This is a genomic window from Nocardiopsis sp. LDBS0036 (genome assembly GCF_041228755.1).
In the GTDB taxonomy this organism is placed as follows: domain Bacteria; phylum Actinomycetota; class Actinomycetes; order Streptosporangiales; family Streptosporangiaceae; genus Nocardiopsis; species Nocardiopsis dassonvillei.
This window is the reverse complement of sequence record NZ_CP141103.1, coordinates 2,954,267-2,976,448: the sequence shown is the minus strand read 5'-3', so window position 1 is coordinate 2,976,448 and position 22,182 is coordinate 2,954,267. Positions and strand designations below refer to the sequence as shown.

Annotated in this window: 18 protein-coding genes and 1 pseudogene; 14 read left to right on the top strand and 5 right to left on the bottom strand. The window is 72.1% G+C overall.

The window, feature by feature from the left end:
• The first annotated feature begins 16 nt into the window (after window positions 1–16).
• From mtrB to hpf, 5 genes are all read left to right on the top strand, one after another.
• Complete coding sequence (gene mtrB / locus UIS43_RS12400) at window positions 17–1,834, top strand: MtrAB system histidine kinase MtrB (RefSeq protein ID WP_013154749.1); 1,818 nt, start codon at window positions 17–19, stop codon at window positions 1,832–1,834.
• Window positions 1,831–3,705 carry an LpqB family beta-propeller domain-containing protein gene (locus UIS43_RS12395; RefSeq protein WP_117197788.1) on the top strand — a complete coding sequence of 625 codons (1,875 nt, stop codon included), beginning with the start codon at window positions 1,831–1,833 and terminating at the stop codon, window positions 3,703–3,705. Before mtrB ends, UIS43_RS12395 begins: the two co-directional genes overlap by 4 nt.
• Before the next feature lie 88 nt (window positions 3,706–3,793).
• A complete protein-coding gene (locus UIS43_RS12390) occupies window positions 3,794–4,636 on the top strand; it encodes a maleylpyruvate isomerase family mycothiol-dependent enzyme (protein ID WP_013154747.1) in 843 nt (280 codons plus the stop codon).
• A gap of 295 nt (window positions 4,637–4,931) precedes the next feature.
• Window positions 4,932–5,708, top strand: a complete 777-nt coding sequence (locus tag UIS43_RS12385; RefSeq protein ID WP_041553229.1) for a ComF family protein — start codon at window positions 4,932–4,934, stop codon at window positions 5,706–5,708.
• Between the two features lie 742 nt (window positions 5,709–6,450).
• Window positions 6,451–7,128: a ribosome hibernation-promoting factor, HPF/YfiA family gene (hpf, locus tag UIS43_RS12380; protein ID WP_013154745.1), complete on the top strand. Its 678-nt coding sequence runs from the start codon at window positions 6,451–6,453 to the stop codon at window positions 7,126–7,128.
• Between the two features lie 146 nt (window positions 7,129–7,274).
• Here the strand turns inward: hpf and UIS43_RS12375 are convergent, their stop codons facing one another.
• Entirely contained in the window at window positions 7,275–7,799 is a 525-nt protein-coding gene (locus UIS43_RS12375) for a hypothetical protein (RefSeq protein ID WP_013154744.1), read from the bottom strand.
• Window positions 7,800–8,254: 455 nt separating this feature from the next.
• Between UIS43_RS12375 and secA the strand changes: the two genes are divergently transcribed.
• The gene (gene secA / locus UIS43_RS12370; RefSeq protein ID WP_013154743.1) at window positions 8,255–11,098 is read left to right on the top strand and encodes a preprotein translocase subunit SecA; all 2,844 of its coding nucleotides are present in this window, start codon (window positions 8,255–8,257) and stop codon (window positions 11,096–11,098) included.
• A 142-nt stretch (window positions 11,099–11,240) separates the two neighbouring features.
• On the opposite strand, the gene UIS43_RS12365 is transcribed toward secA, so the two are convergent.
• Window positions 11,241–11,693: an Lrp/AsnC family transcriptional regulator gene (locus UIS43_RS12365; protein ID WP_370013179.1), complete on the bottom strand. Its 453-nt coding sequence runs from the start codon at window positions 11,691–11,693 to the stop codon at window positions 11,241–11,243.
• A gap of 112 nt (window positions 11,694–11,805) precedes the next feature.
• Here UIS43_RS12365 and UIS43_RS12360 point away from each other — a divergent pair, with 112 nt between their 5' ends.
• Window positions 11,806–12,420 (top strand): LysE family translocator, encoded by a 615-nt coding sequence (locus UIS43_RS12360; protein ID WP_232238524.1) that lies wholly within the window; start codon window positions 11,806–11,808, stop codon window positions 12,418–12,420.
• A 37-nt stretch (window positions 12,421–12,457) separates the two neighbouring features.
• Here UIS43_RS12360 and UIS43_RS12355 read toward each other — a convergent pair whose 3' ends face one another.
• The 3 genes from UIS43_RS12355 to UIS43_RS12345 all read right to left on the bottom strand — a co-directional run bounded on the left by UIS43_RS12355 (window position 12,458) and on the right by UIS43_RS12345 (window position 15,572).
• Window positions 12,458–13,198 (bottom strand): MBL fold metallo-hydrolase, encoded by a 741-nt coding sequence (locus tag UIS43_RS12355; protein ID WP_013154740.1) that lies wholly within the window; start codon window positions 13,196–13,198, stop codon window positions 12,458–12,460.
• Between the two features lie 115 nt (window positions 13,199–13,313).
• Window positions 13,314–14,792 carry a PTS transporter subunit EIIC gene (locus tag UIS43_RS12350; RefSeq protein WP_013154739.1) on the bottom strand — a complete coding sequence of 493 codons (1,479 nt, stop codon included), beginning with the start codon at window positions 14,790–14,792 and terminating at the stop codon, window positions 13,314–13,316.
• 42 nt (window positions 14,793–14,834) lie between these two features.
• Window positions 14,835–15,572, bottom strand: coding sequence for a GntR family transcriptional regulator (locus tag UIS43_RS12345; protein WP_013154738.1), 738 nt, complete (start codon window positions 15,570–15,572; stop codon window positions 14,835–14,837).
• A gap of 316 nt (window positions 15,573–15,888) precedes the next feature.
• On the opposite strand from UIS43_RS12345, the gene UIS43_RS12340 reads away from it, so the two are divergent.
• The 7 genes and pseudogenes from UIS43_RS12340 to UIS43_RS12310 all read left to right on the top strand — a co-directional run bounded on the left by UIS43_RS12340 (window position 15,889) and on the right by UIS43_RS12310 (window position 21,865).
• Window positions 15,889–16,932 carry an SIS domain-containing protein gene (locus UIS43_RS12340; protein ID WP_013154737.1) on the top strand — a complete coding sequence of 348 codons (1,044 nt, stop codon included), beginning with the start codon at window positions 15,889–15,891 and terminating at the stop codon, window positions 16,930–16,932.
• A gap of 101 nt (window positions 16,933–17,033) precedes the next feature.
• A pseudogene (locus tag UIS43_RS12335) lies at window positions 17,034–17,282 on the top strand (glucose PTS transporter subunit EIIB); the annotation flags it as partial.
• Window positions 17,283–17,329: 47 nt separating this feature from the next.
• Window positions 17,330–17,818: a PTS glucose transporter subunit IIA gene (locus UIS43_RS12330; protein WP_013154735.1), complete on the top strand. Its 489-nt coding sequence runs from the start codon at window positions 17,330–17,332 to the stop codon at window positions 17,816–17,818.
• Window positions 17,819–17,976: 158 nt separating this feature from the next.
• Complete coding sequence (locus UIS43_RS12325; RefSeq protein WP_370013178.1) at window positions 17,977–19,653, top strand: glycoside hydrolase family 3 N-terminal domain-containing protein; 1,677 nt, start codon at window positions 17,977–17,979, stop codon at window positions 19,651–19,653.
• Between the two features lie 113 nt (window positions 19,654–19,766).
• On the top strand, window positions 19,767–20,441 hold the full coding sequence (locus tag UIS43_RS12320; protein WP_019608085.1) for an HAD family phosphatase: 675 nt from the start codon (window positions 19,767–19,769) through the stop codon (window positions 20,439–20,441).
• 55 nt (window positions 20,442–20,496) lie between these two features.
• Window positions 20,497–20,964 (top strand): hypothetical protein, encoded by a 468-nt coding sequence (locus UIS43_RS12315; protein WP_013154732.1) that lies wholly within the window; start codon window positions 20,497–20,499, stop codon window positions 20,962–20,964.
• Window positions 20,965–21,169: 205 nt separating this feature from the next.
• On the top strand, window positions 21,170–21,865 hold the full coding sequence (locus UIS43_RS12310; RefSeq protein ID WP_026338138.1) for an HAD family hydrolase: 696 nt from the start codon (window positions 21,170–21,172) through the stop codon (window positions 21,863–21,865).
• Window positions 21,866–22,182: the final 317 nt, after the last annotated feature.

The window sequence follows — 22,182 nt, the reverse complement described above, 5'->3', positions numbered from 1 at the left end:
TCCTCCCGAGCCGCACATGACCGCAGCCACACCAGAGGAGGAGCGGGGGACCGCCTCCGACACCCAGATCCCGCCCTCCGGGCCGTCCGCGGCCGGAGGGCGCTGGCGCGACGGCGGCACGGGGCTCACCCGCTCCTACGCGCTCGCCCAGCGCGCCGCCCGCGCCCTGGTGCGCGGCGTCCACAGCAACTGGCGCCGCTCGCTGCACCTGCGGGTCATCTCCACCACCCTGGTGCTGTCCCTGGTGGTCATGGTGGGCCTGGGGTACGTGCTCATCTCCCAGGTGCGCGGCGGCCTGCTCGACGCCAAGATCTCCACGGCCGTCACCGACCACCGCGCCGGGCTCAACTACGCGTCCGCCGAGCTCCAGGAGAACGAGTCGGGCGACCGCAACCGGCTCATGTACAACCTCGCCAACGAGCTCACCAGCCGCAGCGGCGACACCGGGCTGTACAGCGTGGTCATCCTGCCCTCGGTGGGCGGAGAGGTCGGCTGGGCCACCGGCGAGGGCAGCGTCCCGCAGAGGCTCATCAACCAGGTCCACGAGTCCGAGGTGGACGAGCAGCAGTACCACACGTACACGCGCATCACCACCGACCAGGGCGAGGAGCCCGCGCTGGTGGTCGGCGCGCAGCTCACGCGCGCCTACGAGCTGTACTACATCTTCCCGCTCCAGCACGAGCAGCAGATCCTCGACCTGGTCCAGGGCACGGTCGGCCTGGTGGGCGTGCTGCTGGTCATCCTCCTGGGCCTGATCGCCTTCGTCATCACCCGGCAGGTGGTCAGCCCGGTCCGCTCGGCCGCCCAGTCCGCCGAACGCCTCTCCTCGGGCGACCTCACCGAACGCATGGCCGTGCACGGCGAGGACGACCTCGCCCGGCTCGCCCTGTCCTTCAACGACATGGCGGGCAACCTCCAGGAGAAGATCCAGGAGCTGGAGGAGCTGTCCAAGCTCCAGCGCCAGTTCGTCTCCGACGTCTCCCACGAACTGCGCACCCCGCTGACCACCATCAAGATGGCCGGGGACGTGCTCTTCGACGAGCGCGAGGAGCTCGACCCCACCATGCGCCGCTCGGTGGAGCTGCTGCAGAGCCAGGTGGAGCGGTTCGAGGAACTGCTCTCCGACCTGCTGGAGATCAGCCGCCACGACGCCGGGGCCGCCACCCTGGGCACCGAGTCGCTCGACATCCGCGACGCCGTAATGAAGGCCGTCGGCGACGCCGAGCAGATCGCCGAGCGGCGCGGCATCAAGGTCGTGCTGCGCCTGCCCACCGACCCCTGCACCGCCGAGTACGACGGCCGCCGCATCAACCGCATCCTGCGCAACCTGGTGGTCAACGCCATCGAGCACAGCGAGGGCCGCGACGTGGTGGTCACCGCCGCGTGCGACCGCGACGCGGTCGCCGTGGCCGTGCGCGACTACGGGGTGGGCCTCAAGGAGGGGGAGGAGCACCTGTGCTTCGACCGCTTCTGGCGCGCCGACCCGGCCCGGGTGCGCACCACCGGCGGCACCGGCCTCGGGCTCTCCATCGCCAAGGAGGACGCCACCCTGCACGGCGGCTGGCTCCAGGCGTGGGGCCAGCCCGGCCAGGGCTCCCAGTTCCGCCTGTCCCTGCCGCGCCGCTCCGGCAGCGAACTGCGCGGCTCCCCCCTGCCGCTGGTGCCGCCGGAGTTCGCGCTGGGCCGCACCTACACCACCTTCGCTGACAAGGGTGAGAACGGCAACGGCGCCGCCCGCCCCGAGAGGGTGCCCGCCAGGAACGGCGCGGACGCCGCGGAGGAGGGCGCGGCCGCCGCCCGCGCCGAGCAGCGCGAGGACGAGGAGAAGCTGTGAGGACACCGCACCGGTTCGGCCGCGCCGCGCGCGCCTGCCTGGCCGCGGCCGTGGCGGTCGTGTCCATGGCCGCCTGCGCGACCGTCCCCACCACCGGCCCGGTCGTGGCCAGCGACGGCAACGAGTCCGAGGGCGACCCCTACGGCGGCTACGTGCGCCTGCTGCCCGCCGGACCCCAGGAGGGAGTGGCGCCGGAGGGTCTGGTCAGCGACTTCCTCAAGGACATGGGCAGCTTCGAGCAGGACTACGAGGCCGCCCGCAGCTACATGCTGTCGAGCACGGACCAGTCGTGGAACCCGGACGGGACGGTCAAGGTCTTCCCCGGCCACGACACCGTCGACCTCGACACCGAGATCAGCGGAGACGGGCTCACCGCCACCGTGCGGATGCGCAGCTCGCTGGTGGCCACGATCGACGAGGACGGCAGATACGTCTCCGGCGACTCCGGTCGCCTGCTCGACGAGACCTTCGTCCTGGCCCGGGAGGACGAGGACCCCGAGGGCGAGTGGCGCATCCAGAGCCTGCCCGACGAGCTCATCCTCAGCCAGCTCGACGTGGAGCGCACCCACCGCCCGTTCAACCTCTACTACTTCAACCCCGACGAGAACGCCCTGGTCCCTGACCCGGTCTACCTGCCCGTCAGCAACGACGAGCTCACCAAGCGCCTGCTGCACAGGCTCGTCCGCGGCCCCAGCACCTGGCTGGACCCCTCCGTGCACTCCTCCTTCGCCGAGGACGCCGACCCCGAGGTGGAGGTGGAGGAGGACCGGGTGACCGTCAGCGTGACCGCCCCCGGCCAGGCCGACGAGTTCGGCATGGGCGCCCAGATCGCCTGGACCCTGCGCCAGCTGCCGGAGATCCAGGAGTTCACGCTGCGGGTGAACGGCAACGAGGTGGACTTCCCCGGCGCCGAGGGCGAGAGCGCCGACCGGCCGCGCCCGGGCAGCACCTACTGGTCGGAGGTCAGCCCCGGCGCGACCTCGCCCGGCGTCCACGTCTACTACTCCCACGAGGGCCAGCTGTGGTCGGCCTCGGACTGGGACACCGACACGTTCGGCAGCGGCGAGCCGGTACCCGGGCCCCTGGGATCGGGCGAGGTCCCCCTGGGCAGGTTCGCTGTGTCGCTGGACGAGCAGACCATCGCCGGGGTCACCACGGGCGGCCGCGAGGTCGTCACGAGCCAGGCCACCCCGGGCGCCGACGTCCGGGAGGTCCTGGCCGACGGGGTCTTCACCGAGCTGTCCTGGGACGTCAACGGCGACCTGTGGGTGGTCGAGGAGGTCGACGACGAGGACGGGGAGGACGGCGAGGAGGCCCGGGAGGACTCCGACGCCGAGAGCCCCAACCTCAACGGGCCGCCGCCCTCCCCGGGTCCGACGGACCTGTGGCTGCTGCGCGACGGCCACGAGGTGGTCCGCGTGGACGTGTCCGACCTGCGCGACAGGCCGCTGGTGCAGTTCCAGATCTCCCGGGACGGCACCCGCGCCGCGGTGGTGACCGAGGTGGACGGGCGCCGCTCGCTCCAGGTGGGCCGCGTGGTGCAAGGCGCCGACGGGCAGGTCTCCGTGGAGTCGTTCGTGACCCTGGCCCGCGAGCTGGAGGACGTCACCGACATCTCCTGGCGCTCGGGCGACCAGTTGGTCGTGCTCGGCACCCGCGAGGGCGGTACGAGCCAGGCCCTCCTGGTGTCGCTGGACGGCGGCACGCCGCCCGCCAGCGCCGGAACCCCCGTCGCCAGCATGGTGACCGTCTCCGGAGCCCCGGGCCAGCCCCTGGTGGCCGGTTCGGACGACGGCAACATCTGGGTGTCCAGCGACCCGCTCAACTGGCAGAGCGTCGTGGAGGGCGGCTCGCCCGCCTTCCCGGGCTGAGGCACTTCGGGCGTGCGGTCGGACTCCGGCCGCACGCCCGCGGTGAAACCGGGGTGCGCCCGGCGCGCGGGCCTGGAAGGGTGGCGCCATGGACGACCTGACGCGGCTGGGTACGCCGATCGACGCACGCCCCCACTTCGCCGGGGAGCGGGAGGACCTCCTCGCGCTCCTGCGCGGCCTGACCCCCGACGAGTGGCAGGCCGAGGCCGTGACCGGGTGGAGCGCGCGCGACGTGGCCGCCCACCTGCTCGGCGACGACTACTGGCGCATCGCGGGGATGCGCGACCGCTACCGGGCGGCCCCGGCACCGGCGCCGGGGGAGCCGCTGGCGGCGTTCGTCCACCGCAACAACCGGGAGTGGGTGCGGGCCACCGCCAGGATCAGCCCGCAGGCGCTGGTCCAGACGCTGGAGATGACCGGGCGCGAGCTCGTACGGCTCTGGCGCTCCGCGGACCCGCACGCCCCGGGCGTCGCCGTCTCCTGGGCGGGCGCCGACCCGGCGCCGGTCTGGCTGGACTGCGCCCGCGAACTCACCGAGAACTGGGCCCACCGGCAGCAGATCCGGCACGCCGCCGGGCGGGCCACCGACCCCGGGCCCGCGGGCTCCCTGGTGCTGGACACCTTCATGCGCGCGCTGCCGCACACCCTGCGCGACGCCCCTGCGCGGACCGGAACCCGGGTGAGCGTGGCCGTGGACGGCCCGGACGGCGGCGAGTGGACCGTCACCCGCGCCGGAGCCGGGTGGACGCTGGCCCCCGCCGGAGCGGGGGGCTCCGGCCCGCCCGCGGCGGCCGTGCGCTGGGACTTCGAGACCGCCTGGCGGCTGTGCGTGCGGGGGATCGAACCGGAGGAGGCCGAGGCCAGGGGCGTCCTCTCGGGCGACCCCGACCTGGCCCGGGCCTGCTGCCGCATCGTGTCGATCATCCGCTGACCGCGCGGACCGGCCCGGACGGTCGTCACCGGTCCGTGTGCCGACCGGCCCCGCGCCTTGAGGGGCCCTCCCGTGCCGCCTTCGCACCGCGGCCGCGACGCCGGGTGACGGCCGCAGGCTCGCGGGCACCGGTCACGGCCCGGGCGGCGACCGGTTGCTCCGGGCTTTTCCCGGGGACGTGACCGCGGAGCCGGTGCCGGAGCCGGTGAGGGGCGTGGAGGAGGCCGTCGGGAGCGTTGTCCACAGGTTCGAGAAGGGGCTGGCGGGCACCGCTCCGGGCATCGAACCTTGGGGTATGGACGAACGGACACACCCCACGGGCGTGCTGCGGTGGATACTCGGCGCGCTGCTCGACCTGCTCCTGCCGCAGCCCTGCGCGGCGTGCGCGGGCCCCTCGGGGCCGCTGTGCGCGCACTGCCTCACCGCGCTGCGGCGCCGCCCCCACCGGTGCGCGCCCAGGCCCGGCTGCCCGCCCGTCTGGGCGGCCGGACCCTACGCCGGGCGACACCGCGGGGTGCTGCTCACCTACAAGGAGGGCGGCGCGGACGCCCTGGCCGCGCCCCTGGGCGGGTGGCTGGCCGCCGCCCACACCGCGTCCGGCCTGGCCCGCCCGGACACCCTGCTCGTCCCCGTACCCGGGCGCGGTCCGCCGGGCGACCCCCGGGCGCCGGTCACCAGGCTGGCGCGCGCCTGCCTGGTGCAGGCCGGCGGAGCGGGCGCGGGGAGGGTGGCGCCCCTGCTGCGCTACCGGAGCCGCCCCAGACGCCAGGCAGGCCTGGGGAGGGCCGAGCGCCTGGCCAACCGGGCGGGCACCCTCGTCGCGGACCGCCCGCTTCCCCGGGCCCTCGGCGCGGTCCCCGGCGCGCGGTCGGGGGCCGGGGGGAGCGCGGTCGTGGTGGACGACGTCCTCACCACGGGCGCCACGGTGGCCGAGGCCACCCGCGCACTGCGGGCCCGCGGGATCACCGTGGCGGGCGCGGTGGTCCTCCTCGAACGCCTGCCCGGCGCTGTCGGAGGTCCTTCCCGGGAGAAGGAGGCGGACGGTGCAAGAAGGTTTTACGAACCCTCGTGAACAGGCGAAAAGTCCATGTACGAAGGGGTTTGAGGCGGTTACCGATGAGTTGAGAGGGTGGCTGCTACCTGACATCCTCGCCAGGACAGGTTACGGTCACGGTATGGCACCCGTCCGGGTCCGTGGTTGCGTCGGAGTCTGCGAGCTCCCGGGAACACCGGGGCGCCGCTCCGGCAAGCCGATGCCAGGCGCAGGCGAAACGGCCCACGTAAGGCGACTTTTCGTCGACCGATCACGGTGCGCCTTAGAGGTAAGCCCTGCCCCGCGGAGGGTCCAGATGTCCCTCATGACAGGGAGAAGAGCAGTAGTCGCGATCAAGAGCGGCGACACTCTCAGCAGGCGGATGTGGGGACGAAGACCAGGTCGGCCGGACGGGTGGCATCCCATCGTCCGGGGGTTCGCCAACGGCGAACCCCCGGAGACGATCCCCTCGCGTCCCCGCCGCGCGCGTCCCGTCGTGGCCCCGGGTGACCTGCGGTTCCCCGAGGGGTGCCCCGTACCGTCAGTTCCGGCAGTCCTTTCCCCCAGCGCGGCGGCCTTCGCCAATCGCGCCCCTGGTGCGCGTGATGACACCCCCGCTGGTGGGTATACGCATCTCCAACCGAGCCGTGCCCCCCACCGAACAGGGGCACCAGGGGAAGGGGGCTAGCGCGCGACACCCCTCCCGCCCCCCTGTCGGCGGAAGGGACGCAGAGCCAGCCTGGCCGTCGTCTTCCGGCGGCCACGCGATGAAGGGGGTCCTATGGACATCATCGTCAAGGGTCGACGCACCGGTGTGAGTGAGAAGTTCCGTCAGCACGTCGACAACAAGCTCGACAGGCTCTCCAAGTGGGAGAAGAAGGGCATGACCGTCGACGTGGAGGTGTCCAAAGAGCGCAACCCCAAGCTCGCCGACGTCTGCGAGCGGGTTGAGCTGACCATCCGGACCAACGGTCCGGTCATTCGCAGCGAGGCCGCCGCCTCGGACCGGTACGGCGCCCTCGACCTCGCCCTCGACAAGATCGAGGCCCGCCTGCGCAAGTCCGCGGACCGGCGCAAGGTCCACCGGGGCAACCACGCCCCCGTCTCCGTCGCGTCGGCCACCGCCGGCCTCCCCGGAGACCTGCCCTCGTCCGCCACCGCCACCGCGACGCAGGCTCCCCCCGCCCAGCGGCGCGGCGGCGAGGAGGACGTCAACGGCACCGAGGTGGACGGAAGGTTCTCCGACGAGTTCGTCGAACTCGACACCCAGGGAGAGGTTCCCGTCGTCGTCCGGGAGAAGTTCCACAGGGCCAAGCCCATGAGCATCGACCAGGCGCTCATGGAGATGGAACTCGTGGGCCACGACTTCTACCTCTTCCATGACGAGGTCAAGGACGCCCCGAGCGTCGTCTACCGGCGCAAGGGCTTCAACTACGGCGTCCTCCGGCTGGTCGACTAGACGTTCGCCACCGCCCTCGACGGATCCCCCCGCACACGAAGCCGCGGCGGGTCCGCTCGGACCCGCCGCGGCGGTGTGCGCTCCCTCCCCCGTACCCGGCCAGGAACCCGTCCCCCGTCCCGGCCGGTCGGGCCCTCGAATCGCGCCTACTCGGGCCGGTGCTCGGCCTCCTCCTGCTTGATCCGGTGCAGCGGGGTGTCGTGCGGCTCCTCGGGCTCGGCCCGGGGCGTGTCGAGGACGACGTCGCTCATCAGGTCGAAGACCAGGGCCACGACGGCCGCCGCCACCAGCAGGACCGCGGCGACCACCAGCAGGACCACGGACATCCCCATGGCGACGCCGACCCCGCCCACGACGAACCCGACGCACGCCAGCAGGACCGCCGCCCACGACGACACGCGCCCGCGATGGCTGTTGCTCGGTGCGAGACTGCCGCCCTGGTGCTGGAAGCCCCGGATGCGCCCGAAACGGCTGTCGCTGTCGGGATGCTCCTTCTCCCAGGCCAGCGCCGGGTCGTCGGCCACCGGGTCGCGCCGCAGTACGGGCGACTCCCCGACGGCCTCCTTGGCCACGTCGTCGGGAGAACGCGGGGAGGGGGCCGACATGTCCCTCGCCTCGCGGCCCTCGCCGCCCCGTGCCCCGCGGTCCTTCTTGTCTCGGTTCGTTCGCATGGTGATCCCCCCTGGGAACACGTTCGCGTCCGGTCCGTCCGCGGCCGTTCGGCCGCGGTGCGACCTCCTACCACGTGCCTACCCACGAAAGCCGGGAGCCATCGGCGCCCACGCCGAAAGCGAGGGGGCGGTCGGCGTACGCGCCCGGCGCCCCGTCCGCGCCGGTATCCGATCCCCCCTGGTACCGGGACGTCGCCAAAAACCTTCCGAACCCTCTGCCAGGTCTGTGACATGCGGGAACATATCGGTTGGTTCTCTTCGTTGCGCACAGGGAAACGTGCGGACGGGCCGCTCCACCTGAGAGGGTGGGCGTAGGGTTCGTGTCCTCTAGGATGTAGGGCCGAGGGCCCAGGAACCCCCGCCGTCCTCCGCGGCCACGGGAAAGCGGTCAGCGGGCCTAGATCTGAACTCCACGTGGGTGGAGCCAACCGCGATCTGCGAGGAGCGCATAGGAAGTGCCAGGGATACTCGACAAGCTCCTGCGCGCGGGTGAGGGAAAGATCCTGCGCCGACTCAACAAGCTGAAGGACCAGGTCAACTCGCTCGAGGAAGACTACGTCGACCTCACCGACGAGGAGCTGCGCGACCTCACCGGGGAGTACAAGGAGCGCTACGAGGACGGGGAGTCCCTGGACGACCTGCTCCCGGAGGCCTTCGCCACCGTCCGGGAGGCGGCCAAGCGCACCCTGGGCCAGCGCCACTTCGACGTCCAGATCATGGGCGGCGCCGCGCTGCACCTCGGCAACATCGCCGAGATGAAGACCGGTGAGGGCAAGACCCTGACCGGCACCCTCGCGGTCTACCTCAACGCGCTCGCGGGCAAGGGCGTCCACGTCATCACGACCAACGACTACCTGGCCAAGCGCGACGCCCAGAACATGGGCCGCATCTACCACTTCCTCGGCCTCGAGGTCGGCGTCGTCGGACCGCAGATGACCGCGGCCGACCGCCGCAGCGCCTACCAGGCCGACATCACCTACGGCACGAACAACGAGTTCGGCTTCGACTACCTGCGCGACAACATGGCGCTCTCGCTCAAGGACACCGTCCAGCGCGAGCACTACTTCGCCCTGGTCGACGAGGTCGACTCCATCCTCATCGACGAGGCCCGCACCCCGCTGATCATCAGCGGCCCCTCGGAGCAGAACTCCCGGTGGTACGCCGAGTTCGCCAAGATCGCCCCGCGCCTCAAGCGCGAGGAGGACTACGAGGTCGACGAGAAGAAGCGCACCGTCGGCATCACCGAGTCCGGCGTGGCCAAGGTCGAGGACTGGCTGGGCATCGACAACCTCTACGAGGCCGTCAACACCCCGCTCATCAGCTTCCTCAACAACTCGCTCAAGGCCAAGGAGCTGTACAAGCGGGACAAGGAGTACATCGTCAAGGACGGTGAGGTCCTCATCGTCGACGAGTTCACCGGCCGCGTCCTCGCGGGCCGCCGCTACAACGAGGGCATGCACCAGGCCATCGAGGCCAAGGAGCGCGTCAAGATCAAGGACGAGAACCAGACTCTCGCCAAGGTCACCCTCCAGAACTACTTCCGCCTCTACGAGAAGCTCGCCGGCATGACCGGTACCGCCCAGACCGAGGCGGCGGAGTTCACCCAGACCTACAACGTCGGCGTGGTGCCCATCCCCACCAACAAGCCGATGGTCCGCCAGGACGTCAAGGACGTCGTCTACAAGCACGAGGACGCCAAGTTCCAGGCGCTCGCCGAGGACATCGCCGAGCGCCACGAGGCCGGGCAGCCCGTCCTGGTCGGTACCACCAGCGTCGAGAAGTCCGAGCTGCTGTCCCGGATGCTCAAGCGCGAGGGCGTGCCCCACGAGGTCCTCAACGCCAAGAACCACGCCCGTGAGGCCGCGATCATCGCCCGCGCGGGCAAGCTCGGCGCGGTCACCGTCGCCACCAACATGGCCGGTCGCGGTACCGACATCATGCTGGGCGGCAACCCCGACTTCCTCGCCGACGAGGAGCTCCAGGGCCGCGGACTGAGCCCGCTGGAGACCCCCGAGGAGTACGAGGCCGCCTGGCCCGAGGCGCTGGAGAAGGCCAAGGCCGACTACGAGGAGGAGCACGAGAAGGTCGTCGAGGCCGGCGGCCTGTACGTGCTCGGCACCGAGCGCCACGAGTCGCGGCGCATCGACAACCAGCTCCGCGGCCGCTCCGGCCGCCAGGGCGACCCCGGCATCTCCCGCTTCTACCTCTCCCTCCAGGACGACCTGCTGCGCCTGTTCAACAGCAGCCGTCTGGAGGCGTTCATGAACCAGCTGAACATCCCGGACGACCAGCCCATCGAGTCCGGCATGGTCAGCAAGGCGATCGCCTCCGCGCAGGGCCAGGTCGAGACGCAGAACTTCGAGATCCGCAAGAACGTCCTCAAGTACGACGAGGTCCTCAACCGCCAGCGCAAGGTCATCTACGCCGAGCGCCGCAAGGTCCTGGAGGGCCAGGACCTGCGCGACCAGGTCATGAGCATGCTGGAGGAGGTCCTGCGCGGCTACGTCGTGGAGGAGACCGCCAGCGGCGACCCCAGCGACTGGGACCTCGACAAGCTCTGGCGGGCGTTCAAGCAGGTCTACCCGATCAGCTTCACCGTCGACGAGTTCATCGAGGAGAACGGCGACCTGCACACGCTGACCACCGAGGTGATCGCGGACCGCGTGGTGGAGGACGCCAACACCGCCTACGAGGCCCGCGAGGCCGAGCTGGGCGAGGAGGCCATGCGCGAGGTCGAGCGCCGGGTCATCCTCCAGGTCATGGACCGCAAGTGGCGTGAGCACCTCTACGAGATGGACTACCTCCAGGAGGGCATCGGGCTGCGCGCCATGGCGCAGCGCAACCCGCTGATCGAGTTCCAGCGCGAGGGATTCGACATGTTCCAGCAGATGCTGGAGGCCATCAAGGAGGAGTCCGTCGGCTACCTCTTCAACGTCGAGGTGCAGGTCCGCAAGAAGGAGGAGCCCGCCCTCACCACCGCCGCCGCTGCCAAGACCGCCGCGGCAGTCGGCGGCTCCGCCAGCGCGACCGCCGTCGCGACCGCGGTGGAGGAGGACGAGGAGGTCCAGGACGCCGCCTCCCCGGTGGAGGAGGCCGAGCCCGCCGAGGACGTGGTCGTCCCCGGCTTCGGCGAGGGCCAGCCCAACCGGCTCCAGTACTCCGCGCCGAGTGAGGACGGCACCGTCGAGCGCCACAGCGAGACGGCCGACGAGTACTCCGGCACGGCGCGCAACGCGCCCTGCCCGTGCGGCTCCGGCAAGAAGTACAAGAAGTGCCACGGCGACCCGGCCGCCAAGTAGGCGGACGGTAGGCCCCGGCGGCAGCCGGAACGAAACGCGCTCGGGCGCGGCTCCCACGGGGGCCGCGCCCGAGCGCGTCCGCCGACCGCTCCGCAAGCGTGTCCGGGGCTCCGGACCGCCGCCCGGACACGGGCACCCGGGTTCAGGCGGGCAGGGGCCGCTCCCGCACGACGTGCTTCATCACCAGCGTCGAACTCAGGTGCTGGACGCCGGGCAGGGTGGCCAGCGACTCGTCGTAGAGCACACGGAAGGCGGCCAGGTCGGCGCTGACCACGCGCAGCAGGTAGTCGGGGTCGCCGAACAGGCGCTCGGCCTGGACGACCTGGGGGATGTCCTCGACCGCCCGCTCGAAGGCCACGACGGTGTCCCGGTCCTCCTGGCGCATGGTGACGAAGACCAGCGCCTGGAAGCCCAGACCCACCGCCTCGGCGTCCACGACCGCGCGGTACCCGCTGACCACCCCGGCGCGTTCGAGTTCGCGCAGTCTGCGATGGCACGGGGAGACGCTGAGCCCGACGCGGTGGGCCAGTTCGGTGACGCTCAGACGGCCGTCCTCCTGGAGTTCCGCAAGAATCTTCCGGTCGACGTTGTCCATGGAGGAGATTCTTCCACCAGCGGCGGTTCCAGCCGCAAGAAGTGGAACCATTTTCGGGCGTTTTGTGGCTACTCTTCCCCTCTGAACAGGAGTTTCGAGGAGAGGGGTGGCCGTGGAACCGGCTTCGGTCGCGGCGTTCTGGACGGTGTCGGTCCTGCTGATCCTGGTGCCGGGGGCGGACTGGGCCTACACCATCTCCGCCGGGCTGAGGGACCGCTCGGTGCTCCCGGCGGTGTCCGGGCTGCTGCTGGGCTACGTCGCCCTCACCGGGGTCGTGGCGGGCGGGGTCGCGGCGCTGGTGGCCAGCACACCGGCCGTGCTCACCGGCCTGACCCTGGCGGGCGCCGTCTACCTGGTGTGGCTCGGAGCGGCCACCCTGGCCCGTCCCGCGGTGCCCGGAGCGGGCGGCGCCGCGGTGCCCTCCTCCTGGGGCTCGCGGGTGCTGACCGGCACCGGCGTCAGCGGTCTCAACCCCAAGGCGCTGCTGCTGTTCCTGGCCCTGCTGCCGCAGTTCACCGACCCCGCGGGCGGGTGGCCGATGGCCGCGCAGATCGGCGCCCTGGGCCTGGTGCACACGGCCAGCTGCGGGGCGGTCTACCTGTGCGTGGGCGTGCTCGCCCGCACGGTGCTGGGAACCCGCCCCGCCGCCGCGCGCGCCGTCAGCCGCTTCTCCGGGGCCGCCATGATCGTCATCGGCGTGGGCCTGCTGGCCGAACGCCTCCTCTAGGGCGCGGGCCGACCGTCCCCGCGACGCCGTCGCGGTGTCAGGAGGGGCCGTGCCGAAGGGCGAGCTCGGCCATCCTCTCCGCACCGTCCCGCCACTCCTCGCCGTGTCCCACGAGCACGGTCCGCGCTCCCGTGTCCGCGATCGCGCCCAACGACGCCAGAGCGCGCTCCTCGTCCGCGGTCGCCGCTCCCGACACGATCTGCGGTCCGTACGTGCCCCGGTACGGGTTGAGGGTCACCACGGCGTCGCCGGCGATGACCGCTCCGCGGTCCGGGAAGTGCAGGGCGCAGTGGCCGAGCGTGTGACCCGGGGTGGGAACGACCCGCGGCGCCCCGGGCACCGGCAGTTCGCCGTCCCGGAAGCGGTGTACCTCCCTGATCGGCTTCGGCCACCACGCCCGCCGCCCCACGAACGAGGCGACCATCGGAAAGGCCTTCACCTGCGTCAGGAAGTAGGGGGTACGGGCACGCGCGTGCCCGTACTGGCGGGGATGCCGTGTGAGCGGAACGTCGTTCTCGTGTATGTGGACGGGAACGCCCATCCGGGACCGGAGCCGTTCCGCGAACCCGAGGTGGTCGAAGTGCCCGTGCGTCAGCACCAGGGCGCGGATGTCCCGGGGCTGCCGCCCGAGCAGCATCAGGGCCCGCCGCAGGGAGTCCCACGAGCCCCCCACCCCGGCGTCGACGATCGTCAGCAGCCCTTCGTCCTCGACGATGAACCAGTTGACGTACCCGTCCCGCACGCAGTGGATGCCCTCCGCCACGTCCTTCCTGAACATCGCCCACCTCCCGGGAGGCCGATGAATGCGGTCTGGTGCGTCGGATGCCCCGACACGAGCGGCCCGAAACCCGTGCACGGGTTTCGGGCCGCGGGCCCTCGGGCGTCCCGGCGGGTCAGCCGGACGAGCCCGTCCCGCCCCCGGCGGTCCCCCCGGCCCCCGGCGGGTCCTCACCCGTGTCGGCCCCGGTGCGCGCCCGCACGGTCTCGCCCGGCTCGTCCGGGTCGCGCTCCCGGCCCGGCGTGGGCAGGTTGAAGCGGGTGATGAGCAGGTAGAAGATCCCGAAGTAGGCCGCGAAGTACACCAGGCCCACCAACAGGATCACCCCCAGCCCCTGGGTGTTGTCCTTGGTGGCGTTCAACAGCATGTCGATCAGACCCGCCGAGAACCCGAAGCCCAACTGGGCGTCCAGCGCGTTGAGCACCGCCATCGAGATGCCGGTCAGCACCACGTGCACCGCGAACAGCGCCGGGGCCACGAAGATGAACGCGAACTCCACCGGCTCGGTGATGCCCGTCGCGAAGGCCGTCAGCGCCGCGGGGATCATGATCGACCCGATCTGCGTCCGCCGGGCCTTGGGCGTGGCCAGCCACATCGCCAGCGCCGCACCGGGCAGGCCGAACATCAGCACCGGGAAGAACCCGGACAGCAGACCGCCCGCGTCCGGGTCGCCGGCGAAGTAGCGGGTGATCTCTCCGTGCGCCACGGTGCCGTCGGGAGCGGTGTAGGTGCCCGACACGAACCAGATGAACGAGTTCACCACGTGGTGCAGGCCCAGCGGCAGCAGCAGGCGGTTGATCACCCCGTAGGCCCCGGCTCCCACCGCGCCCGCGCCGATGATGCCCTCGCCCAGGTCCTGGATCCATCCGCCCACGACCGGCCAGACCAGGCCGAGCACCACGCCCATCACCAGACCGGCCAGCGCCGTCACGATCGGCACGAACCTGCGACCGCCGAAGAAGCCCAGCCAGGTCGGCAGCTTGATCCGGTGGTAGCGCTGCCACAGCAGGGCCGCCACCAGACCCACCGCGATGCCGCCGAGCACGTCGGTCGGGTTCTTCACCGCGTGGTTGATCACCGGCATGACCGCGTTGACGGCCTCGGGGTCGGTGACGGGCTGGCGTGTGACCGGGTCCACCGCCAGCGGGTACGTGGTCAGCCGCGACCCCAGGTCACCGGTGGCGCCGTCGAAGGTCACCATCGTCCAGGTGGCCACCCGGTCGAACACCAGGTAGCCCACGACCGCGGCCAGGGCGGTCGAACCGTCGGCGCGCTTGGCGAACCCGATCGCCACACCGATCGCGAACAGCAGCGGCAGGGCCTGGAAGACCGCGTCGCCCGCCATGCCGACGGCGCCCGCGACCGGCTCCATCCAGCCCATCCCGGAAAGCCCGGCCAGGCCGTCGGCGCCGAGCAGGTCGGGCTGGCCCAGGCGGAGCAGGATCGCGGCGGCGGGCAGGACCGCGATGGGCATCATCAGGCTGCGGCCGAGCCTTTGCAGGACGGCGAGCGTGGACGAGCCGCGCTTGGACCGGCCCGCGTCGCCGCCCGGGGGCTGCGACGCGGTCGGTGTCGGGGTCTGGTCCGAACTCATGGGGGGTCCTTCCTCGGACACGCGCCTCGTGGGCGCGGGACTTCAGTCGCCGTGCCGCCGGGGGTCCAGCCGGGAGTGCAGCTGGTAGCGGTCGGCTCGGTAGGTGGACAGCGCCAGTTCCACGCACTGTCCGTTGGCGAAGCTCCGGCGCTGCATCACCAGCACCGGGCTCCCAGCTGGCAGGCCGAGGAGTCGGGAGTCGGCCGAGTCGCAGATCCCGGCCTCGATGGTCTGTTCCCCGGAATCCAACAGGATGTCGAACTCGTTTTCCAGCACCTCGTAGAGGGACCGTTCGGCGAGGTCGTAGTCCTCCAGGCCCGGGACCATGGCGGCGGGGATGTTGGAGCGCTCCACGGCCATCGGCTCGTCGTCGGCGGTGCGCATGCGCTCGATGTGGTGCACCAGGGTGCCCGGCGCGATGTCCAGCATGCGCGCGGTGTGCCCGCTCGCCGGGATGACCTGGCGGATCAGCTCGCGGGCCCCCGGTTCGAAGCCGCGTGCGCGCATGTCCTCGCTGAAGGAGGCCAGCACCAGGGACATCTCGATCTTGGGGCGGGCGATGAAGGTCCCCTTGCCGGGGACCCGGTACAGCCGCCCCTCGGCCACCAGCAGGTCGATGGTCTGGCGGACGGTCATCCGCGAGAGCCCGTAGGTGGCGCTGAGCTCGCGCTCGGAGGGGATCATGTCGTCCACGCCCAGCCCCGCCGCGGTGATCCAGTCCAGGAGCAGGTCGCGCAGTTGGCTGTACTTGGGCAGCGGGTTGCTGGGGTCGATCGACATGGAGCGGGTGGCCTTCTCGGTCGGCGGGTGGAGTTGGCGTCAGACCTTAGCGCGGACGGACCCTGCGTGTCCGGCGCACCCGGCCCGGGTTCCTCCGGGACGATTCGGGCGCGACTGGTATAGTCCGGACTAGACCACAGCTCCGACCGCGTGTCAATCCACCCAAGGGCAGGCGGTTCGCACCTGTTATCAGGGCAGACCGAGGGGTCCGCCCGGGAGTCCGGACCACACGCGCGACCCCCTGTCCGCCGTCCGCCAGCCGAGGCGCGCGCTCCGCCGCGTCCACCGCCCGCGCCACCCACAGGAAGGGCCCTCCATGACCACCACCACGAGCGTGATGCGTTCCGAGATCGCCGAACAGCCGGAGGCGCTGCGCCGCACCTTCACCGAACTCCTGCCGCTGCGCCCCGAGATCGAGGCCCTGGGCCGCCGCACCAGGCACGTGCTGTTCATCGCCCGCGGCTCCTCCGACAACGCGGCGGTCTACGGCAGCTACCTCCTCCAGGCGCACACCGGCCGCCTGGCCACCCTGGGCTCGCCGTCCATCGCCACCACCTACGGGGCGCGGATCGACCTGTCCGACGTCCTGGCCGTCGCGATCTCCCAGTCCGGCAAGACCGAGGAGATCGTCGAGACCATGCGCTGGGCCGCCGACTGCGGCGCGCGCACCGTCGGCGTCACCAACGGCGCGGAGTCCCCGCTGGCCCGCGAGGCCGACGTCGCCCTGGTCACCCGGGCCGGGAGCGAGGTCGCGGTACCCGCCACCAAGACCTACAGCACCCAGCTGGCCGCCCTCGCCGTCCTGGCCCTGGGCCTGGGCGCCGACCTGGACCCCGGCGACCTGACCCGCGTCTCCGAGGGCATCGAGGAGACCCTCGCGGCGCCCTCGGACGCCCTGGAGGAGATCGTCGAGCGGATGGTCGCGGTCCAGGGAGCGGTCATCTCCGGCCGCGGCATGGCCTTCTCCACCGCGCTGGAGGCCGCCCTCAAGCTCAAGGAGGCCTGCTACCTCCACGCCATGGGCCTGTCCTACGCCGACCTGCTGCACGGCCCCATCGCCGTGGTGGACCCGCGCACCCCCGCGCTGCTGGTGGCCGCGCCCACCGGCCCGACCCTCCAGGGCACGGTCTCCCTCGCCGAGCGCGTCCGCTCCGCCGGGGCGCCGGTCTTCGGCTTCGGCGGCGGCGACGCCCTGGCCGCCGCCAGCGACGTGTCCGTGCCGGTCCCCGACGTGCCCGAGTGGGTGTCCCCGATGAACCTCATCGTCCCCGCCCAGCTGCTCACCGAGCGCCTGGCCCGCCGCCTGGGCTACAACCCCGACGTCCCGCGCGGTCTGAACAAGGTCACGCAGACCTCCTGAGCGGGGCACAACACCCCGTCCGGCCCCCGACCCTGGTGCGCGCGGTGCCCCGCCCCTAAGCTCGCCCTCAGGTTTCGGGTACACCCCGTTCCACGGCAGAACACGGAGGACACATGGCGGACAAGGCAGCGGCGATCGTCGCCGGTCTGGGCGGCGCGGACAACATCGAGGACATCGAGGCCTGCATCACCCGGCTGCGCACCGAGGTGGCCGACCCCGGTCTCGTGGACGAGAAGGCCCTCCAGGCCTCCGGAGCCCACGGCGTGCTGGTCTCGGGCAACGTCGTCCAGGTGGTGGTCGGTCCCGAGGCCGACGTCCTCACCGACGACATTCGGGACCTGCTCGAATAGGCCCCGCCAGGAAGGATCAAACCCTCCAGGGAGGGAAGACACCCCCCATGCCAGACGTGATCGGTACGCTGCGCGTACTCTCCCCCGTGCCCGGAACGGCGCTGTCCCTCGAAACGGTGCCCGACCCCGTCTTCTCCCAGTCGATGGTCGGCCCCGGGGTCGCCGTCCACCCCGAGCCCGGCCAGGAGGGCGGGCAGGAGGGCGTCCAGGACGCCGTGTCCCCCATCGCGGGGACCCTGGTCAAGCTGCATCCCCACGCGTTCGTGGTGATGGCGCCCGACCACCGCCGGGGCGTGCTCGTGCACCTGGGCATCGACACCGTCCAGATGGCGGGGGAGGGGTTCACCCTCCTGGCCGCCGAGGGCGACGAGGTCGAGGCGGGCACCCCGGTGGTCCGCTGGTCGCCGGGTTCGGTGGCCGCGCAGGGGAGGCCGTCGGTGGTCCCGGTGGTCGCCCTGGACGCCTCGCCCGACGCGCTGGGCGAGGTGGCCAGCGGCTCGGTCGACCGGGGGGACGCCCTCTTCACCTGGGGCTGAAGGGCGCGCGGACCCGGACCCGGGCCCGCGCACCCCGCCCAACGCGGCCCCGAACCGCCGCCACGCGCGCCCGCGTGGCGGCGGTTCCGCCTCCGGGCCTGCCGCAACGGGTATTCTCCGGCGGCGAACCCACGATTTCGCCGGAGATGAAGTCCGCCATGAAACTGTCCGTTCCGCACGCCCTGGCCCCGGCCTGCGTGGGACTCGCACTGATCGCCACCGCATGCACCACAGAGGAGGTGGGTTCCTCGCAGGAGGACCGCGCAACCCAGCCGTCGGCCGAGGCCGAGCCCTTCGAGCCCGTGCTCGCACCCCAGCTGCTGTCCGAGATGGACCTGGACGACAAGATCGGCCAGCTCCTCGTCCTGACCGCGCAGGGCACCTCGGCCGCCGAGAACGCAGCCCAGATCGAGGCCTACCGGCCCGGCGGCCTCATCTACTTCGACGCCAACCTCACCGACGCCGAGCAGATCGCCACCATGTCGGCGGGCGTGCAGGACCTCGCCGCCGACCAGGGGCGGGGCGTTCCGCTGTTCGTCGGCATCGACCAGGAGCAGGGCCTGGTGGCCCGGCTGCCCGTGGGCACCCGCTTCCCCGACGCCATGGCCGTCGGCGCCACCCGCGACACCGAGCTGGCCGAGCTGCGCGCCTCCACCACCGCCGAGGAGCTCACCGCCCTGGGAGTCAACCTCAACTACGCGCCCGACGCCGACGTCAACACCGACCCCGGCAACCCGGTCATCGGCATCCGCTCCTTCGGATCCGACCCCGACCTGGTCGCGCAGATGGCCGTCGCCGAGTCGGACGCCTACTCCGGCGCCGGTGTGGTGTCGGTGGTCAAGCACTTCCCCGGGCACGGCGACACCGACGTGGACAGCCACAGCGGCCTGCCCGTCATCGACATGCCGCGCGAGCAGTGGGAGGCCGGGCACCTGCCGCCGTTCCGGGCGGCCATCGACGCCGACGTGGACGCCATCATGACCGCCCACGTGCTCATGCCGCAGCTGGACGGGAGCGAGGACCCCGAGCCCGCCACCATCTCCCCGGAGCTGATCGACGGCATCCTCCGCGACGAGCTGGGCTACGACGGCGTGGTGACCACCGACGCCCTCAACATGGAGGGTGTGCGCCAGCGCCACTCCGACGGCGAGATCGCCGTGCGCGTGCTGGAGGCGGGCGTGGACCAGCTGCTCATGCCGCCGGACCCCGCCGCCGCGGTGTCCGCGATCCGCGAGGCCGTCGAGCAGGGCCGCCTGACCGAGGAGCGCATCGACGAGTCCGTGCTGCGCGTCCTGGCGCTCAAGGAGAAGCGCGGGATCCTGGAGGCCGAACCGGTGGACGCGCAGGGCGCCGCGGCGGTCCTGGAGGACCCCGAGCACGCCGAGGCCGCCCAGCGCGTGGCGGACGTCTCCGCGACCCTGCTGCGCAACGAGGGCGACCTGCTGCCCCTGGCCGAGGGCAGCGGAGTCCGCGTCCGGGGGGTGGGCGCGGAGCAGATCGCGGCCGCGCTCACCGAGGCCGGGATCGACGTGGTGGAGAGCGGGGCCGACGCCGTGGTCGTGGGCACCGGGGGCGGCAGCGGGGCCTCGGAGCAGAGCGGCCTGGTCCAGGCCGCGCGCGCCGAGGGGCTGCCGGTGGTCGTGGTGTCCCAGGGCACGCCCTACGACCTGGCGGCCTTCCCGGAGGCGGAGGCGTTCGTGGCGGTGTACTCGTCCATGGACGTGTCGCGGGCGGCCGCCGCGCGGGTCGTCGCCGGACAGGTGAAGCCCTCCGGCAAGCTGCCGGTGGACATCCCCGCGGCCGACGTGGAGATCGGGACCGGGCTGACCACCTGACCGGCCGGGTTTCGCCGGGGGTTGAAACGGGCGGGGAACGGGAAGAACGCTTCCCCGCCCGACCCGCGGGCGTCTGGGGGGAGAGGTCACCGACGACCGGAGGAGGGGATCGGATGGACGGCACCCGGCGAGGGGTCATCTGCGACTGGGGCGGTGTCCTCACACCGCCGCTGCCCGTGGGCATCCGGGCCTGGCTGCACGCCGACCGCATCGACGTCGAGCACTACCACGAGGTCATGCGGCCCTACTTCGACGGCAGCGTCGAGGGGGAGAACCTCGTGCACGCGCTGGAGCGGGGCGAGATCGACACCTGCGCGTTCGAGCGCGAGCTGGCGGCCCTGCTGCGCTGCACGCACGGCGGCCCGGTGGTGGCCGAGGGGCTGATCAACCGCATGTTCTGCGAGTTCGACCCCGTGCACGACATGTACGAGGCCCTGCGCGAGGCCAGGACCGCCGGGGCCGTGACCGCCCTGCTGTCCAACTCCTGGGGCAACTGCTATCCCCGTGAGCACTTCGACACCACCTTCGACGCGGTGGTGATCTCGGGCGAGGTGGGGATGCGCAAGCCCGAGCACCGCATCTACCTGCACACCTGTGAGCGGATCGGCCTGCGCCCCGAGGACTGCGTGTTCATCGACGACCTGGAGCACAACGTCCGCACGGCCGAGGAACTCGGGATGACCGGCATCCTGCACACCGACGTGGACACCACGCGGCTGGAGCTGGAGCGCTTCCTGGCGCCGGACGGCGACGGCGCGCCCCCGGTGCCCGGGGAGCGGGCGGCCTGAGCCCGGGGTTTGGCACACTTGGTGTGTTCATCCCGCATCCTGGAGAGCCGCTCGCATGTACGTCTTCCTGCCCAGCACCATCCCCGCCCTGGCTCGCCTGCTGGAGGAGGGGCGTCTGGAGGGCGTGCCGCTGACCGCGTTCGCGGCCGACCCCGGCCCGGACGAGGACGTGGAGGAGGCGGAGTACGAGGCCATGTACGCCGCCGCCGGGGAGTCGCTGGCGCTGCTGGCGGCCGACTCCGGCGCTCCCCGGCGACGGGTGGTGCTGGCCGCGGACATGCCCGACCAGGTCGTCGAGCGCGCGGGCCGCGCGGGGCGGGGCGTGGTCCGGGTGAGGGTCACCGGGGCCGTTCCGTTCAAGAAGCTGGCGTCGGCGCACGTGGACGACGCCGACGCCGTCGCGGACGTGGCGGCGGCCGTCCAGGACCCCGGTTCGGGAGCGGTGGAGGACCACGAACTGATGTGGTTCGCGGTCCAGGAGCTGCGCTACCTCGTCGAGGAGACCTCGACCACGCGGCCGTAGGCCGACGGCCCGCTGGCGGGGCCGGGGCGCGAACGCGTGCCCACCTCAGCCGGCGGGGACGTGAAGCCCGGCCCGCGGGCCGGCCCGGCCGCCCTTCCGCCTCCCGGCCGGACCCGGACGGAGGTTTCCGCCCTTGTGCGCCCATACGGCAAGATGGAGGGGCCCCACCCCGTCGCGCCCCGAGGAGTTCGCCATCAGCCGCCTGGTGCTATGGAACATCGACCTCACCCTCCTCGACGTGGGACGGGTGACGAGGGCGGCCTACGCCGAGGCCTTCGAGAAGGTCACCGGTGAGCCCCTCGTCTACCTGACCTCGTCGGCGGGCCGGACCGACTCGGAGATGTTCTTCGAGTTCTGCGCCCGCAACTACGTCGACGTCGAACCCGACACCGGCTCCCTGGGCGAGTTCCTCGACGCCCTGGAGGAGTCCTTCGGCAACCGCTCGGACGAGCTGCTCTCCAAGGGCCGCGTCATGCCCGGCGCCGCGGCCTCGCTGGCGGCGGTGGCCTCCATGCCCGACACCGTCCAGACCGTGGTCAGCGGCAGCACCCGCGCCAACGCCACGGCCAAACTGGTCGCCTTCGGGCTGGACACCTACCTCAACCTGGCCATCGGCGGCTACGGCTCGGTCAACTACCCCAAGTCCAGCCTCATCCAGTCCATCCGCCTGCACGCCTCGGGCGAGGGCGGCCGGGTCTACTCCGAGGAGGAGACGGTCTTCATCACCGACTCCGCCCCGGACGTGCGCGCCGCCGTGATCGGCGGCGCGACCCCGGTCGCGGTGCTCAACGGCTCGACCACCGAGGGCCAGCTGCGCGAGGCCGGAGCGGTCGTCGTCCTGCCCGACCTGACCGACCCCCGGGCCGTGATGACCGCGGTCCACCAGGCAACGGCTCGGTAACGACATGTCCCCCCTGTTCGGGGGTAGGTGGTGGCCCGTGTACGCAGTAACCGATCACCGCAATCTGTTTCTAACACTCCGCAACCGCCCTGTAACGGTGTTGGTCCTGCCCCCGGGCCCGAAAGCCAGTAGCCTTGGCACCGGGCGGGGCGGGGACAACGAGGTCCGGCGCCCCGCGACCCCAATCCGAACCACCACGGTCGTGGGCTCCTTGCGGCCCAGGGAGTTCACACCGAATCACGCAGTGGCCCAGAAGTTCACAGGTCATATGACCGGTCGTTCTGCCGACACTCGTGCGACGTTGCTCACAAAGGAGT

Excerpts from the sequence above, each read along its gene's own strand:
- mtrB (WP_013154749.1), top strand. The coding sequence starts at position 17 with ATGACCGCAGCCACACCAGAGGAGGAGCGGGGGACCGCCTCCGACACC.
- UIS43_RS12390 (WP_013154747.1), top strand. The coding sequence starts at position 3,794 with ATGGACGACCTGACGCGGCTGGGTACGCCGATCGACGCACGCCCCCAC.
- UIS43_RS12385 (WP_041553229.1), top strand. The coding sequence starts at position 4,932 with ATGGACGAACGGACACACCCCACGGGCGTGCTGCGGTGGATACTCGGC.
- hpf (WP_013154745.1), top strand. The coding sequence starts at position 6,451 with ATGGACATCATCGTCAAGGGTCGACGCACCGGTGTGAGTGAGAAGTTC.
- UIS43_RS12375 (WP_013154744.1), bottom strand. The coding sequence starts at position 7,799 with ATGCGAACGAACCGAGACAAGAAGGACCGCGGGGCACGGGGCGGCGAG.
- UIS43_RS12365 (WP_370013179.1), bottom strand. The coding sequence starts at position 11,693 with ATGGACAACGTCGACCGGAAGATTCTTGCGGAACTCCAGGAGGACGGC.
- UIS43_RS12355 (WP_013154740.1), bottom strand. The coding sequence starts at position 13,198 with ATGTTCAGGAAGGACGTGGCGGAGGGCATCCACTGCGTGCGGGACGGG.
- UIS43_RS12350 (WP_013154739.1), bottom strand. The coding sequence starts at position 14,792 with ATGAGTTCGGACCAGACCCCGACACCGACCGCGTCGCAGCCCCCGGGC.
- UIS43_RS12345 (WP_013154738.1), bottom strand. The coding sequence starts at position 15,572 with ATGTCGATCGACCCCAGCAACCCGCTGCCCAAGTACAGCCAACTGCGC.
- UIS43_RS12340 (WP_013154737.1), top strand. The coding sequence starts at position 15,889 with ATGACCACCACCACGAGCGTGATGCGTTCCGAGATCGCCGAACAGCCG.
- UIS43_RS12330 (WP_013154735.1), top strand. The coding sequence starts at position 17,330 with ATGCCAGACGTGATCGGTACGCTGCGCGTACTCTCCCCCGTGCCCGGA.
- UIS43_RS12325 (WP_370013178.1), top strand. The coding sequence starts at position 17,977 with ATGAAACTGTCCGTTCCGCACGCCCTGGCCCCGGCCTGCGTGGGACTC.
- UIS43_RS12320 (WP_019608085.1), top strand. The coding sequence starts at position 19,767 with ATGGACGGCACCCGGCGAGGGGTCATCTGCGACTGGGGCGGTGTCCTC.
- UIS43_RS12315 (WP_013154732.1), top strand. The coding sequence starts at position 20,497 with ATGTACGTCTTCCTGCCCAGCACCATCCCCGCCCTGGCTCGCCTGCTG.